The sequence below is a fragment of the Pseudoxanthomonas sp. JC1303 genome (assembly GCF_058448525.1).
Window position 1 is genome coordinate 744,799 of record NZ_CP185958.1, and the last position, 15,201, is coordinate 759,999.

The following is a 15,201-nucleotide window of genomic DNA, read 5'->3' on the forward strand; positions in this document are numbered from 1 at the left end:
CCCGGCCCTACACTGCGGGGTTTGCGCCCGAGCTCGGCCATGCCCTCCCTGTTTCGTCCCCGTTTCCTGGCCTTGCTGTGCGCGTGCCTGCTCGCCGGCTGCGCTACCGCACCCACTCCCCGCGCACCGATCCAGGTGAAGGTGTTTGTCGCGGCGATGTTCGAGATCGGCGCCAACACGGGCGACCGGGCTGGCGAATTCCAGCACTGGTACGAGCGCTACTGGCAGGACGCCACCCCCATCACGGTGCGCGGCGCCCTGCATCCGGTGTACTGCAACGCCGACGGGGTCTGCGGCGCGGTGCTGGGCATGGGCAAGGTCAACAGCTCGGCCTCCATGCAGGCCATCCTGCTCGACCCGGCCTTCGACTTCTCGCACAGCTATTACCTGCTCTCCGGCGTGGGCGGGACCCCGCCGCAGCGCGGCACCATCGGCGAGGTCAACTGGGCCAGCTGGCTGGTGGACTATGACCTGGGCCATCGCTGGGCACCGGAGGAGAACACGCCCGGCGCGCCGACCTTCATGCCGCGCAAGGGCTACGAGGCCTATCGCGTGTTCCGTCTCAATCCGGCGCTGGTGGCCTGGGCGATGCAGCTATCGCAAGGCGTGCCGCTGCAGGACTCCGCGGCCGCGCGCGCCTATCGCCTGCGCTATCCAGAGGCGGCCGCGCGTCGCGCGCCCTTCGTCGGCACCGGCACCCATGTGACCGGCGATACCTTCTTCCATGGCCCGGGGCTGTCCAGGCAGGCCCAGGACATCGCCAAGCTGTACGGTGCCGACGACTACGTCATCACCGAGATGGAAGCCACCGCGGTAACCCTGGTCATCCAGCGCACCCACGGCACCGACCGGGTACTGAGCCTGCGTGGAGCGGTCAACTTCGACCAGGGCAATCCGCACGAAACCACGCTGCAGCACCTGGACCCGGCGCCGGGGCAAACCGCGGGCGGCTTCCCCGAGACCGTGCACAACATCGAAACGGTCGGCGCGCGCGTGGTCGACCACATCGTCGACCACTGGCCGCAGTGGCGCGACGGGGTGCCTGCGCGCTGAGCCGAGCGCACGCCCGACAAGCTGTGCCGTCGGCGGGATCACCAGCAGGCTGGCGGACGCACGCTCGGTCAGGCCAGGCGGCGCATGCGGCTCAGCGTGCCGGCGTGAAGCGCAGTGCCCCCAGATCGAACGGCGCCGCATCGGCGCGCAGCACCAGGGTGTTGGTGCCCGGTTGCAGGGCCAGCGCCGCCAGGCCGGCCGAGGTGGCAGCCACCGGATCACCATTGAGCAGCACCGTCGCCTGGGCTGCACCCGCACCTCGCGTTTCCAACGCCAGGTCGTAGCGTCCGCCACGCGCAACCTGGAAGGTGTACCGCACCCATTCGCCCCGCTGCAGCTGCGCCACCCACAGTCGCCCATCCGGATCGCGCGCCACGTCCACGCCATCGTTGCGATAGGCCATGGCCGGGTTCCAGGTCACCCCGCCGGCCTTGGTGGACTCATTGGCGGCCGTCAGATCGTGGTAGGCCACGCCATCGGGCCCCAGGTCGAAGTCCACCGCCGCGATGCGCCCGCCATCGGCACCGATCAGGTGCTGCTTGAACGGCATCGCGCGATCCGAATGCGGGGCGCGCAACAAGGCATCGACCACATCCGGGTGCTGCAGGTTGTGGGCGAACGCCACATCGTGGGTCGCCAACTGCATCAGCGCCGCTTCGGCCTGCTCGGGCGAAGGCTTTGGCCCCTCGCCATGCCAGTAGGCCAACAGCGCGCGATACCCGGGATTGGGCACCACCTGCAGCGGATTGTTGTAGCGGATCTTCTTCAGCGGCCACCAGCTCCAGCCGATGCCCTCGCCTTCGGCCAGCGCCACCGTGCGCGTGTACCAGTCGTTGGAGTTCTCGCCGGTTTCGCCCAGCCACAGCGGCACCTGGTAGCGGTCGCGCAAGGTCAGGATGTCGGCGATGCTCTGGCGCGTGGCCGGATTCCAGTACTTGTGGAAGCTCAGGACCAGGTTGTCGTCCCACAGGCCGTCTTCGAGCATGCCGCGATAGTTGTTGCCCCAGCAATTGCCCTCGATCACGAGCATGTGGTGCGGGTCGACCTGGCGGATGGCCCGGGTGATGCGCACCAGCAGTGCGCGCAGCGGGGCATTGTCCGCTTCCTGGCAACCATGCAGGTCGCCGGCGTCGGCGAAGCCCCAGTTGGGCTCATTGAGCAGGTCGTAGGCGGCCACGGCCGGCTCGTCGCGGTAGCGCTTGGCCAGTTCCACCCACAAGGCGACCAGCTTGTCCTGCGCGGCCGGGTCGTCCCACAGCGAGGGCCGGGAGGGATCGCGATCGGCGATATTGACGTCGTTGCCCTGCCCGCCCGGCGCGGCGTGCATGTCCAGGATCACCCGCATGTCGTTGGCCTTGGCCCAGCCGATCAGCGCATCGGTGCGCGCGAACCCGTCCTTGCGCCAGGTCTGCCGCCCCGGCACCGGCTCGTCCTCCACCGGCAGCGTATACAGCGCGTAATGCATCGGCAGGCGCACGGAATTGAACCCCCAGGCGCCCAGCGCATCGATGTCGGCCTTGGTGGTGTGGTGGTCCAGCCAGGCGGTGTAGAACGCTTTGGTCTTCGCCTCGCCGATCAACTGCTTGATGTTGGCGCGGATCACCCGCTGGGTCCCGAACTGGGGCAGCTCCAGCATGTAGCCTTCCTGCAGCATCCAGCCCCCCAGGCCGAACCCGCGCAGCAGCACGTCACGGCCTTGGCCATCGACGATGCGCGTGCCTTGGGCATGCAGGTAATCGGGCGCGGGCGCTTGCTGGGCGGCGGCGGTACCGCTCAGGGACACCGCCAGTAGCAGGCAGGCGAGGCGGGAAGGCTTCATTCGCATTGGGCTCGGTCAGGTCAAACCCTGCCAGCCTAGCCGCTCGGTGCGCCACCTCGGTCTTGCGATGCAGCATCCCGGCCCGTTGCGGCCGACCCTCAGGCCGGCAGTTCGCCCATCGCCGCGCTCCACGGGCCCAGCACCCAGTCCGCATCCGGCGCCTGGCTGTCGTCCACGCAGCGCGTCGGGTCGACCGTGGCGCCGATGATCGGCACTGCGCCCTCTAGCAGCGCCGGGCGCGGGATCACCACCGGCTGGCCGGTGAGATTGATCATCACCACCAGGCTGCCGGGCGCGCGCTCGGTCGGGCTGTGCGGCAGGGCGCCGCGTTCGAACAACAGCACCCCGTCGGGCGCGTCGTGGAAGCGGATGTCGTCCACGCGCAGGCGTGGCTCGGCCCGGCGCCAGGCCAGCAGGCGCTTGGTGTGGTTGAGCGTGCTGTAGGGATCCTCGCGCTGGCGATCCACCGCGCGTTCGGCATGCGAGCCGCTCAGCGGCAGCCAGGGGATGTTGACGGTGAAGCCGCACTGCACCGCATCAGCGATCCACGGCATCGGCGTGCGACAACCGTCGCGGCCCTTGAACTCGGGCCAGAAGGCGATGCCGTAAGGGTCCTGCAGCCGCTCGAAGGGCACCTCCACCTCCGGCAGGCCCAGTTCCTCACCCTGGTACAGGCACACGCTGCCGCGCAGGCACACCAGCAGGGTCATCAGCAGGCGGCTGAAGTTGTCGTCGACCACGCCCTGCGGCGCCCAGCGCGAGGCCACGCGCATGACGTCGTGGTTGGACAGCGCCCAGCAGCCCCAGCCGCCGGTGCGGGCCAGTTCGCGCTCCAGCGACTCCACCTCGTGGCGGATGCGCGCGGCCGAGCCATCGCCCTGCAGCAGCTGGAAACTGTAGGCCATGTGCAGGCGCTTGCCGGCCGCGGTGTAGTCGGCCATCAGCGGCGGCGCGTTCTCATCGCCGATCTCACCCACGCTGGCCGCGCCGTACTCGTCCAGCAGCCCGCGCAGGCGTTCCAGGAACGGCAGGTTCTCCGGCCGGCTCTTGTCGTGCACATGCCACTGCAGGCTGAAGGGGTTGTCGCGCTTGACCGTGCTGGTGGCCGCGCGCTGGGCCGGCGTGGAGGGCGGGTTGTCGGTCAGCGTGGCGTCGTGGAAGAAGTTGTTGCAGGCGTCGAAGCGGAACCCGTCCACTCCGCGCTCGCACCAGAACCGCACCTCTTCCAGCACCGCGGCCTGCACCTGCGGGCTGTGGAAGTTCAGGTCCGGCTGGCTGGTGAGAAAGCCGTGGAAGTAATACTGCTGGCGCCGCGACTCCCACTGCCAGGCACCGCCGCCGAACATCGCCAGCCAGTTGTTGGGCGGGCCACCGTCCGGGGCAGGATCGGCCCACACGTACCAGTCGGCCTTGGGGTTGTCGCGGCTGCTGCGGCTCTCGGTGAACCAGGGATGCAGGTCGGAGGTGTGCGAGATCACCTGGTCGATCAGCACCCGCAGGTCCAGCGCGTGGGCGCGATCGACCAGGGCGTCGAAGTCCTCCAGCGTGCCGAACAGCGGATCCACCGCGCGATAGTCGGAAATGTCGTAGCCGAAATCGCGCATCGGCGACTGGAAGAACGGCGAAATCCACACCGCGTCGCAGCCCAGCTCGGCGATGTGCTCCAGGTGCGCGGTGATGCCGGGCAGGTCGCCCACGCCATCGCCATTGCTGTCGGAAAAGCTGCGCGGATAGACCTGGTAGACGACGGCGCCGCGCCACCAGGCGTCCAGCACGTCGGGACGGAGTCGGGATCGCAAAGAAGTTCCTTGTCAGTGGGGGCGGCCGGCGCGCGCCGGCCGGGCCGCACACGCTAACCCACTGTGGCGCTTCTGCAGCAGGGCATGACGGTCCCCGATAAAGCACGCGCTCAGGAAGTTGAGCGCCTCGCGCGCCGTGTCTGCCCGCGTCTTGCTGCATGCAGAAAGACGCGCGTGGCGATGACCACACCGGCGTCGCCCAGGGCGCACACGGAAACCGTTTTCCGATCAATCGGTTGTCGGCGCACGAACCTGCTGTGCCGCAACACGTATCGACATGGGTGCCGACGGATTTCATCTGGGTTGAACATGCGCCTGTGACGGACCCCTCCAAACGCGATGTCGGCGCGCGCGGCGTTTGACAGCGCTGTCATGGGTGCCGAGGGTGCGGCCGGCCCCACGGACCACCACCACCCGACAGGAGCTTCCCATGCAGATCCGTTCCCCCCTGGCCCTGACCGTCGCCGCGCTGCTCGGCACCGGTCTGGCGACCCTGGCCCCCGCCACGCACGCCCAGACTTTGGTCTGGCAGGACAACTTCGACGGCCCGAGCATCGACGGCGACAAGTGGCAATACGACGTCGGCACCGGCTGCCAGATCGGCAACTGCGGCTGGGGCAATGCCGAGCTGGAGTACTACACCAGCCGCCCCGAGAACGCCCGCATCGAGAACGGCCACTTGATCATCGAGGCCCGGCGCGAGGACTTCGGCGGCATGCCCTTCACCTCGGCGCGGCTGAAGACCGAGGGCCGCATGCACTTCAAGTACGGCACGCTGGAGGCCCGCATCAAGACGCCCGAGGTCGGCAACGGGCTGTGGCCGGCGTACTGGATGCTGGGCGCCATCGGCGTGTGGCCGGCGCGCGGGGAGATCGACATGCTGGAGGCCGGCTCGGCCCAGGCCATTGCCGACGGCATGGCCAACCGCCGGGTCGGCGCGGCCGTGCACTGGGACTACAACGGCTCCCAGGCCGACTACGGCAGCGACTACAACAGCCCGGTGGACCTGCAGAACGACTTCCACACCTATCGACTGACCTGGGACGCCAACTACATCCGCATGTCCATCGACGGGCAGCAGTACTTCGAGTTTGCGATCTCGGACATCGAAGGCGCCTCGCTGCAAGAGTTCCACCAGCAGCAGTTCCTGCTGCTCAACCTGGCCGTGGGTGGCAACTATCCGGGCATCCATGACGTGGCCGGCATCACCGCGCCGATCCCCGGCCAGATGGAGGTGGACTACATCCGCCTCTACCAGGACACCCCTGGCGCCGAGCTGTACGTCGGCGCCGACCACGCCGCGCCGGCCGGCACCTTCGGGCTGTTCTCAGAGCAGGCCGGACTCGCCGGGCAGCTGGATTACAGCAACGACGCGAACCTGTACCTCTGGAACAACCTGAGCGCCAACGGCAGTGCGCCCTACGCCGGCAGCCAGGTCATGGGCTACCACGCGGCGGCCGGCAACTGGTACGGCCTGGGCATCGCCACCGGCTATCACAACTTCGCCAATTACGCCGGCGGGTCGCTGAAGTTCCAGATGAAGACCACCACCACCTCGACCTTCAAGATCGGCATCAACACCTCCTTCGGCGACAGCTGGGTGGACTTCGTCAACGGCGGCAACAACTACGGCCTGGTCCGCGACGGGCAGTGGCACCAGGTCACCATCCCCTTCAGCGCCTTCTACGACCTGGACCTCAAGTCGGTGCGCCAGCCCTTCATGCTGGTCTCCGATGCACCTGCGAGCGATGTGGATTTCGCCATCGACGAGGTGGTCTACCAGAGCCCGTAACGCGGCTTGCGGGCCTGCCGCCCCGACGCGCTCACGCGCGCCGGGGTGCGGGTGGCAGACCCAGTGCGGATGACTTATGCGACATGCGCGGCGCATGCGCAGCGGCTAATGTCCCCGGAACGGTCGGCGATGCCCGGCCTTTTGCTGACACTGTTCCCGAGGGATTGATCCGATGACACCGCGCCGCCTTGTCCCGCTGCTGGGGCTTACCCTGGGCCTGCTGTGCGCCTGCGGCCTGCAGGCCGCCGAGCCCCCCGCGCCCCACCACTTCATCCGCGTCACGTTGGATGGGGCCAGCGACCAGCCTGTCTCCGGGCGCCTGCTGGTCTTCGCTGCCCAGGCTCAGGCCGCCCGGGCCGAGTCCAAGGACGGCAAGGTCGAGGAGGTGGACACCAACCCGTTCGACCCGACCGCCGTGGCCGTGGCCGGGCGCGAGGTGAGCGGGCTCACGCCCGGCGCCAGCGTGATGGTCGACCTGGACGATGTGGCCTTCCCGTCAGGCTTCTCGACGCTGCCGGCCGGCGACTACGTGTTTCAGGCGGTGCTGGACCCCGATCACAGCTACAACTACCTGGGCCGCGACGGTGGCGACCTGGTCAGCGCGGTGACCGAAGGCCCGTTGGCGGCGGGCGAGGCGCTGCCGAACCTGTCGCTGGTCAAGCGCCTGCCGGTGCACGATGACCCATGGCGGCTGTCCTCCCGTGCTCCGCAAGCGGTGCGCGATGCGCTGCCGCAGGCCAAGGCGCAGACCCACGACGCCTCCATGGTCAGCCCGGCGCTGAGCGCGTTCTGGGGCCGGCCGATCCAGGTGCGCGCGCGGGTGCTGATCCCGCCCGGCTACGACGCCAAGGCGGCCACACGCTACCCCACGGTGTATTTCACCCATGGCTTCACCGGCAACTACGACCGTCTGGCCGGCAACATCGCCACGGTGTGGCAGGCCATGGCCAGCGGGCAGATGCCGAAGATGATCTGGGTGTTCCTGGACGAGTCCACGCCGACCGGCACCCATGAGTTCGCCGACTCGGTGAACAACGGCCCGTGGGGCACGGCGCTGACCGAGGAGGTCATCCCCGCGCTGGAGCGTGAGTACCGCATGGACGCCAAGCCCAGCGGACGGTTTCTCAACGGCCACTCCTCCGGCGGCTGGGCCACGCTGTGGCTGCAGACCCGCTACCCGAAGATCTTCGGCGGCACCTGGTCGACCTCGCCGGACCCCAGCGACTTCCACGACTTCACCGGCGTGGACCTGTACGCGCCCGACGCCAACCTGTACACGCGCGCCGACGGCAGCCCGGTGCCGCTGATCCGCGACCACGGCAAGGTCATCGCCAACATGGAGACCTTCGCCCGGCTCGAACGCGTGCTCGGCCCGTACGGTGGGCAAATGGGTTCGTTCGACTGGGTGTTCTCCCCGCGCGGGCAGGATGGCGCGCCGCTACCGATGTTCGACCGCGACACCGGCAAGGTCGATCCCAAGGTCGTGGCCTATTGGCATGCGCACTACGACATCGCCGCGCGCGTGGCCGCGCACTGGCCGCAGCTCAAGCCTGACCTGGATGGCAAGATCCACCTGATCGTGGGCACGGCCGATACGTTCTACCTGGACGGGGCGGCGCACCGCTTCAAGGCGGTGCTGGACAAGCTGGGCGCGAAGAGCGACTTCCGCTTCCTGCCCGATCGCACACATTTCGATCTGTACAAGCAGGGCGACGACGACAGCGCGCTGCTGAAGAAGATCGCCTGGGAGATGTACGCGGTGGCCCGGCCCGGTCAGGCACGGACCAAGGCGCCAGGCCAGTAGAGCCACCGTCGAGACCTACCGGCGCGCCTGGCGGGCGCGCCGGTGGCGTTGCGCTAGTCGTCGGACTTGCGCGACCTGCGCGACTTGAGCCGCTCGACGAAGTTGTCCTTCAACAGCGACTTGACCTCCTGCCCGCGGCCCTTCAACACGGCCTTGGCGCCGTACAACGCGGTGCCGGCGACCTGGGCGAACTCCACTTTGGGTGGCATCACCAGTTCGGTCGGGCTGGTGTGAACGTCCAGCAGCGCCGGCCCGGGATGGGCCAGCACGTCGCGCACGGCCTGCTCCAGGTCTTCACTGCGGGTCACGGTACGACCGTAGAGCCCGATCACCTCGGCCAGGCGGCCGAAATCGGGGTTCCTCAGGTCGGTGTAGTTGTCCAGCAGACCCTCGACCTTCTGCTCGAGCTCGACGAAGTTCAGCGAACTGTTGTTGTAGACGATCACCTTGATCGGCAGTTGCTCCTGCACGGCGGTCAGCAGATCGCCCAGCAACATGGCCAGGCCGCCATCACCCGACAGCGAGATCACCTGCCGCCCGGGGAAGGCCTTCTGCAGGCCGAGCGCCTGCGGCATGGCGTTGGCCATCGTGCCGTGCAGCAGGCTGGTCAGCGTGCGGCGCCGGCCGTTGCCGCGGATATGGCGCAGCAGCCACACCATCGGTGAGCCGCCATCGGCCGTGAACAAGGCATCGTCGGTGGCGTGGCGATCGATCAGCGCGGTCAGGTGCTGGGGATGGATCAGCTCGCCCTCGCCCGGCTGTTCTTCCTCGGCCAGGGTGTCCAGCGCGGCCTTGCGATGCTCCAGGCATTCGTCCAGGTAGGCGCGGTCGCTGCGTGGGGTCAGCAGCGGCAGCAGCGCCTGCATGGTCGGGGCGATGTCGCCGACCAGGCCCAGGTCCACCGGATGCCGACGCCCCAGGTGCGAGCCATCCCGATCGACCTGCAGCAAGGTGGCCTTGTCCGGGTAGTACTGCGCCCAGGCGAAGTCCGCGCCCAGCAGCAGTAGCGTGTCGCACGACATCAGCGCGTGGTAGCCGCTCTCCACCCCGAAGATGCCGGTCATGCCCATGTTGAAGGGGTTGTCGTGCTCGACGAAATCCTTGCCGCGCGAGGTGTGGGCGATGGGCGCCTTGAGCGTCTCGGCCACCTGCAGCAGCCAGGGGTGGGCGGTCTCGCAGCCGGCGCCGGCATAGATGGCCACCTTGCCACCGGTATTGAGTTTGTCGGCCAGCTCCTGCAGCTCGGCGTCGGATGGGCGCAACACCGGCGCGGTGAAGTGCACGCCGAACGGCACGTCATGCTTGACCTCCATCGTGGAGATGTCCGACGGCAGGATCACCACCGCCACGCCGCGCCGGCTGATTGCCGCCTGGCAGGCCAGCGCGACCACGCGATGAGCCTGCTCAGCGCTGTGCACCTGCTCGCAGAACACGCTGCAGCTTTTATAGACCGCGGCGAAATCCACTTCCTGCGGAAACTCCATGCCCAGTTCTGCGGTGACGATCTGGCTGGCGATCAGCACCACCGGGGCGCGGTTGCGGTTGGCCTCGAACAGGCCGTTGATAAAGTGCAGGCCGCCGGGCCCGCACGAGCCAGCGCAGGCGGTAAGCCGCTTGGCGATGAGCGCCTCGGCGCCGGCGGCGAAGGCACCGGCTTCCTCGTGGCGCACATGCACCCATTGGATGCCACTGTCGGCGATGGCGTCGGTGACGTGGTTGAGGGTGTCGCCGACGATGCCGTAGCAGTGCTGGACGCCGGCCTGTTCAAGGGTGTCCACGACGATGCGGGCGACGGTGGGGTGGGCCATGGGATGCAAACTCCAGCGCGGGCCTCCCATGCTAGGCATCGCGCGATGAGGCGAGCGTCGATGGCATGTTGCGTCTCCGTCAACGACATGGGACGGGGCACGGCCGTGGTGCCCGATAGATCGTCTGCGGCCACGTTCCGTTCGGCCCTGGAGACGGCAGGGATGCATGCGCGGCTGCAAGGCCGGTCGCGTGGTGTCCACGCATGCCCTGGCTGTCACGCGCGCCGCCGTGGCTGCGCAATCCATGTTTCCCGATTGCGCAGCCGCCCGCACAAACAGCCGCCAGGCAATCAACGCAGCGCGCATGCACCGGCCTGCAGCGTGGGCGGCATCGTCATCGACATTCGGCGATCATGCCGGTCCCGCCTTCGGAACCTTCCGTCATGTCCGACAACATCCTGGTCTTCTACGGCTCCTACCGCCGCGATCGCATGGGCATCCGCCTGGCCCAGTACGTGGTGCGCACGCTCAACGCGCGCGGTGCCCAGGCCGAGCTGATCGATGCCAAGGCGGTCGACCTGCCGATGCTGGACCGCATGTACAAGGAATACCCCAAGGGCGAAGCGCCGCCGGCGATGGAAGCGCTGGCCGAGAAGCTGCGCAAGGCCGACGGCTTCGTGTTCGTCACCGGCGAATACAACTGGGGCCAGCAGCCGGGCCTGAAGAACCTCACCGACCATTTCCTGGAGGAATGGTTCTGGCGCCCGGCCGGCATCGTGAGCTACTCGGCCGGGCGCCTGTCCGGTGCGCATGCCGCGGTGGCCTGGCACGGCACGCTGTCGGAGATGGGCATGGTGGTGATCTCCAGCACGGTCACGGTCGGGCCGATCGGCAAGACCCTGGACGCCGAGGGCCAGCCCATCGAGGCCGCAGGCCAGTCGCTGGAACGCAGCTTTGTCCGCTTCGCCGATGACCTGGGCTGGTGGACCGAGGCGGCGCGCGCCCAGCGCCAGCGCCGCCCGCCACCTTACTGACGGCCAAACGGCCATGCACTAAAGAAAAAGCCCGCACATGGTGCGGGCTTTTTTGTCCTCTCCGGCAATCGGTGGGTCAGGCCGGGATGGCGAGCGGTCCGCGTGCCGCCGACGAGGGCGCCCCTGCCTGCGCGCGCTTGACGGCGCCCTTGCCCGGCTTGGTTCCACCGAAGCGGAACACCGCCACCGCCCGGCTCAGCTCGGCCGCCTGGTCTTCCAGGCTGCGCGCTGCGGCGGTGGCTTCTTCCACCAGCGCCGCGTTCTGCTGGGTGCTCTCGTCCAGCTGCATGACCGTGCGGCTGACCTGCTCGATGCCCGAACTTTGTTCGGCGCTGGCCGCGGAGATCTCGGCCATGATGTCGGTCACCCGCTTCACCGAGGTCACCACCTCGGCCATGGTGCTGCCGGCGCGCGCCACCAGCACCGAGCCCTGCTCGACCTCCTGCACCGAATCGGTGATCAGGGTCTTGATCTCCTTGGCCGCATCGGCCGAGCGCTGGGCCAGCGAGCGTACCTCGGAGGCCACGACGGCGAAGCCGCGGCCCTGCTCGCCGGCGCGCGCGGCTTCCACCGCCGCGTTGAGCGCCAGGATGTTGGTCTGGAAGGCGATGCCGTCGATCACGCTGATGATGTCGCCGATGCGGGCCGAAGCCGCGCTGATCGACGCCATGGTCGTCACCACGTCCTCGACCACCTGGCCGCCGGTCTGGGCCACCTCGCCCGCGCCGAGCACCAGCTGGTTGGCCTGGCGTGCACTGTCGGCGTTCTGCTTGACCGTGGAGGTCAGCTCTTCCATGGACGCGGCGGTTTCTTCCAGGTTGGCGGCCTGCTGTTCGGTGCGGACCGACAGGTCACCATTGCCGGTGGCGATCTCGCCGGCGGCGGTGTTGATCTGTTCGACCGAGCGCTGGATGCCCTGAACGATGGTGGTCAGCTGCTCGGCGGTCCGGTTGGCGGCCGCGGCCAACAGGCCGAACGCACCTTCGTAATGGGCCTCCACGCGCTGGGACAGGTCACCATCGGCGATCGCGCCCATGATCCGGCCCACGTCCGACAGCCCCGTATCGGCCTGCTCCATGAGCAGGTTGAGCGCGCCAATCATGTCGGCGAAGGCATGCTGGTAGCGCGCCTGCTCGCCACGTGCCGAGAAGTCGCCACGCGCAGCCGCGTCGGCCAGGCGGGCGATGTCGCCGTTGATCGCCGACAGGTTGCCCTTCACCGCATCCAGCGCCTCGTGCAGGGCGGCACGCTGCCCGGGCAGGCGGCGCATGTCGCGGCGCAGGTCACCGCGGCCGTATTCGCCCATGATCTGCATCGCCTCGATGATCGCGTCCAGATGCTCGAACAGCACCCGGTTCACGCCACTGGCCAGGGTCCCGTAGTCACCCGGGAAGTCCTCGGGCATCCGGTGGGCGATGTCCTCGCCCTGCTGCAGACGTGTCAGGGTCTGCATCTCGCCGTTGAAGCGCTGCAGCACCTGCTGCATCTGGCCCATGCTGGTCATCAGCTGCCCGGCCTCGTCGCGCGACTCGACCTTGATCTGGGTATCGAAGCGGCCGGCCGCGATGGCCTCGGCGGCGCGCGTGGCCGCGCGCAGCGGCGTCCCGATGGCCGCGGCGATCAGCCAGCACAGACCGACCACGATGGCGATCAAGCCGGCGCCGATCAGGGTCAGGGTGCGGGTGAACTTCCAGGCCTCGGCCTGGATGTCCTCGGCATACACGCCCATCGCCACGATCCAGTTCCACTGGGGGAAGGCGGCCGCGTAGCTGATCTTGGGCAACTGTTTCTTGCTGCCCGGCTTGGGCGCGCTGTAGTTGCTGAAGCCATCACCCTGGCTGACGGCCTTCTGGATGTCGCGATAGACGTACTCGCCGGCATCGCTCTTGTAGTCGCTCATGTCGGTCCCGGGCTTGCGCTTGGGATGCATGACGATGCGCATCTGCGGGTCGGCGACGAAGAAATAGTCCACGCCGCCGTTGGTGCGCATGTCCGCGAGCGCCGCCTTGGCCTGCTCCTGGGCCTGGGCGTGTGTCAGCGCGCCACTGGCCTCGCGCTTGGCGTAGTGCTCCAGCACCGACAAGCCCATGTCCACCTGCGTCTTGACGCTGGCCTTGCGGGCCGCCACCAGGTCGAGATACTGCAACCGTGCCGCAGCGACCGACAGGATGACCACACCGACCGTGATCAAAGCACAGAGCAGCACGAACTTGCGTGTCAGCGGCAGGTTGGCGATATGGCGACGTAACGAGACAAGCGGGTTCATGAGGCGCTCCGGATTCCAATCAGCATTGGCATAAGCGATATCGGCGGGTCGCTGACAGCCTTGACCAGTTTTTTCTGAACACGCATCCAGCCCGGCCCCTCAAGCCGACGCCCGTCTGGTCGATATTCGCTGTGACGCGGATGCTTGGGTCGTCCGTTCCCCGACTCCACGCCCAGGTCCTGCGCGATGCCTCAACTGCCCGATCCGCCACCGCCGAAGGGAGGGCTGCGCCGACTCCTGTCCAAGCTGGGCGAGCGCGGTGAGGACACCGCCAAGCCCGGCAAGGCGGTGCTGACGACCACCCATCGACGCGTGTCCGCGAGCACGCCCTCGGCAGTCGAGGTTGCCGCTCCGCCAGTCGATGCGGCGGCCGCCACCGCCGCGCTCATGCGCCTGTTCTCCCATGCCCATCGGCCGGAGGAACTGCTGGATGCCTTCGCCAGCGGCATGGCCAGCCTGCATGGCGAGCTAGGCGACATGGGCCGGCGTCTGCGCGTGGCCTACGATGTCGGCGACTGGCCCGGCTATGGCCGCGCCCTGCGCCAGTTGATCGACAAGTACATCCGCACCATCGACGTGGCCGACCCGCTGGCCGCCGGACGCACCCAGGCCGAATACCTGCGCGACCTGCTGCGCCATGCCCTGGGCAATGCCCTGGCCACGCTGCTCCAGCGCACCCCGGACCTGGTCGAGGAAGCCCAGTCGCTGGGCACTGCGCTGCGCCACTGGCGCCCGGGCCAGGACCTGGGCGCCATGGAGACCCGCCTGCGTGAACTCACCCACCAGATCGGGTTGCGCGCCGACGATGCCAACGAGCAGCAGAACCTGCTGCTGGGCCTGTTCGACCTGTTGCTGGAGAACGTCGGCGAGCTGATCGACGAACGCAGCTGGCTGCAAGGCCAGATCGGCATGGTCCGCCAGCTGATCGCCGGGCCGATGGACGCCCCGGCCATCGAGCAGGCGCGCGGCACGCTGCGCGAGGTCATCTACAAGCAGGGCCTGCTCAAGCAGGGCATCGCCGAGTCCAAGCAGGCCATGCGCGAGATGATGGTGTCCTTCGTCGACCGCCTGGGCGGCATGGCCACCAGCACCGGCGAATACCACGACCGCGTCGCTGGCTATACCCAGGCCATCGGCGACGCCAACAGCATCGCCGAGCTCAACCGCCTGTTGCAGGAGGTGCTGGACGATACCGCCGGCATGCAGGCAGAAGCGGCTTCGGCACGCGATGTGCTGCTCAACGCCCAACAGCAGGTACAAGCCGCCGAAGCGCGCATCCAGGCACTGGAGCAGGAGCTCAAGGACGTGGCCGGGCTGGTGCGCGAGGACCAGCTGACCGGCGCGCTCAATCGGCGCGGCTTCGAGGAACTGTTCGAGCGCGAAGTGGCGCGTACCCAGCGCAGCAGCGCCCCGCTGTGCGTGGCGATGCTGGACCTGGACGATTTCCGCAAGCTCAACGAGACCCACGGCCATGCCGGCGGCGATGCGGCCCTGCGTCACGTCGTGGAGATCGCCCGCGCCACCCTGCGCGCCACCGACGCCATCGCCCGCTTCGGCGGCGAGGAATTCGTGCTGCTGCTGCCGGACGCAACCATCTTCGAGGGCAGCGCCGCGGTCACCCGCCTGCAGCGCGCGCTGGCCCAGCATTCGTTCCTGCACGAGGACATGCGCGTGTTCGTCACCTTCAGCGCCGGCGTGGCTCTGCGCAAACCGGACGAGGCCCAGGACGTGCTGCTCAAGCGTGCCGACCGCGCCATGTACGAGGCCAAGAAGGCCGGCAAGAACCGCGTCCTGAGCGCCGACTGAGCGCCAGACCTGCGCGCAGGTGGCGATGAAAGACTCGGCCGCGTGGCAGCGGACACCGCGCCTTGGGCCACACGATGTCG

9 protein-coding genes are annotated in these 15,201 nt (G+C 68.4%); 5 read left to right on the forward strand and 4 right to left on the reverse strand.

Going from position 1 to position 15,201, the window contains the following annotated elements; all coding sequences use genetic code 11:
* Window positions 1–39 precede the first annotated feature (39 nt).
* A complete protein-coding gene (locus tag ACORQU_RS03400) occupies window positions 40–1,053 on the forward strand; it encodes a purine-nucleoside phosphorylase (RefSeq protein ID WP_491643458.1) in 1,014 nt (337 codons plus the stop codon).
* 91 nt (window positions 1,054–1,144) lie between these two features.
* On the opposite strand, the gene ACORQU_RS03405 is transcribed toward ACORQU_RS03400, so the two are convergent.
* Both ACORQU_RS03405 and ACORQU_RS03410 read right to left on the reverse strand, forming a co-directional pair.
* Window positions 1,145–2,872 (reverse strand): cellulase family glycosylhydrolase, encoded by a 1,728-nt coding sequence (locus ACORQU_RS03405; protein WP_491643460.1) that lies wholly within the window; start codon window positions 2,870–2,872, stop codon window positions 1,145–1,147.
* A gap of 98 nt (window positions 2,873–2,970) precedes the next feature.
* On the reverse strand, window positions 2,971–4,671 hold the full coding sequence (locus ACORQU_RS03410) for an alpha-amylase family glycosyl hydrolase (protein ID WP_491643462.1): 1,701 nt from the start codon (window positions 4,669–4,671) through the stop codon (window positions 2,971–2,973).
* 430 nt (window positions 4,672–5,101) lie between these two features.
* Here ACORQU_RS03410 and ACORQU_RS03415 point away from each other — a divergent pair, with 430 nt between their 5' ends.
* Together ACORQU_RS03415 and ACORQU_RS03420 are read left to right on the forward strand one after the other, a co-directional pair.
* Window positions 5,102–6,463 carry a glycoside hydrolase family 16 protein gene (locus tag ACORQU_RS03415; protein WP_491643464.1) on the forward strand — a complete coding sequence of 454 codons (1,362 nt, stop codon included), beginning with the start codon at window positions 5,102–5,104 and terminating at the stop codon, window positions 6,461–6,463.
* Between the two features lie 172 nt (window positions 6,464–6,635).
* Window positions 6,636–8,267 carry an alpha/beta hydrolase gene (locus ACORQU_RS03420; protein ID WP_491643466.1) on the forward strand — a complete coding sequence of 544 codons (1,632 nt, stop codon included), beginning with the start codon at window positions 6,636–6,638 and terminating at the stop codon, window positions 8,265–8,267.
* Between the two features lie 53 nt (window positions 8,268–8,320).
* On the opposite strand, the gene ACORQU_RS03425 is transcribed toward ACORQU_RS03420, so the two are convergent.
* Window positions 8,321–10,075 carry a thiamine pyrophosphate-dependent enzyme gene (locus tag ACORQU_RS03425; protein ID WP_491643468.1) on the reverse strand — a complete coding sequence of 585 codons (1,755 nt, stop codon included), beginning with the start codon at window positions 10,073–10,075 and terminating at the stop codon, window positions 8,321–8,323.
* A 383-nt stretch (window positions 10,076–10,458) separates the two neighbouring features.
* Between ACORQU_RS03425 and ACORQU_RS03430 the strand changes: the two genes are divergently transcribed.
* Entirely contained in the window at window positions 10,459–11,049 is a 591-nt protein-coding gene (locus tag ACORQU_RS03430; protein ID WP_491643470.1) for an NADPH-dependent FMN reductase, read from the forward strand.
* A gap of 76 nt (window positions 11,050–11,125) precedes the next feature.
* Here the strand turns inward: ACORQU_RS03430 and ACORQU_RS03435 are convergent, their stop codons facing one another.
* Complete coding sequence (locus tag ACORQU_RS03435) at window positions 11,126–13,315, reverse strand: methyl-accepting chemotaxis protein (RefSeq protein ID WP_491643472.1); 2,190 nt, start codon at window positions 13,313–13,315, stop codon at window positions 11,126–11,128.
* A 186-nt stretch (window positions 13,316–13,501) separates the two neighbouring features.
* Here ACORQU_RS03435 and ACORQU_RS03440 point away from each other — a divergent pair, with 186 nt between their 5' ends.
* Window positions 13,502–15,121: a GGDEF domain-containing protein gene (locus ACORQU_RS03440; protein ID WP_491643474.1), complete on the forward strand. Its 1,620-nt coding sequence runs from the start codon at window positions 13,502–13,504 to the stop codon at window positions 15,119–15,121.
* The last annotated feature ends 80 nt before the right edge of the window (window positions 15,122–15,201 follow it).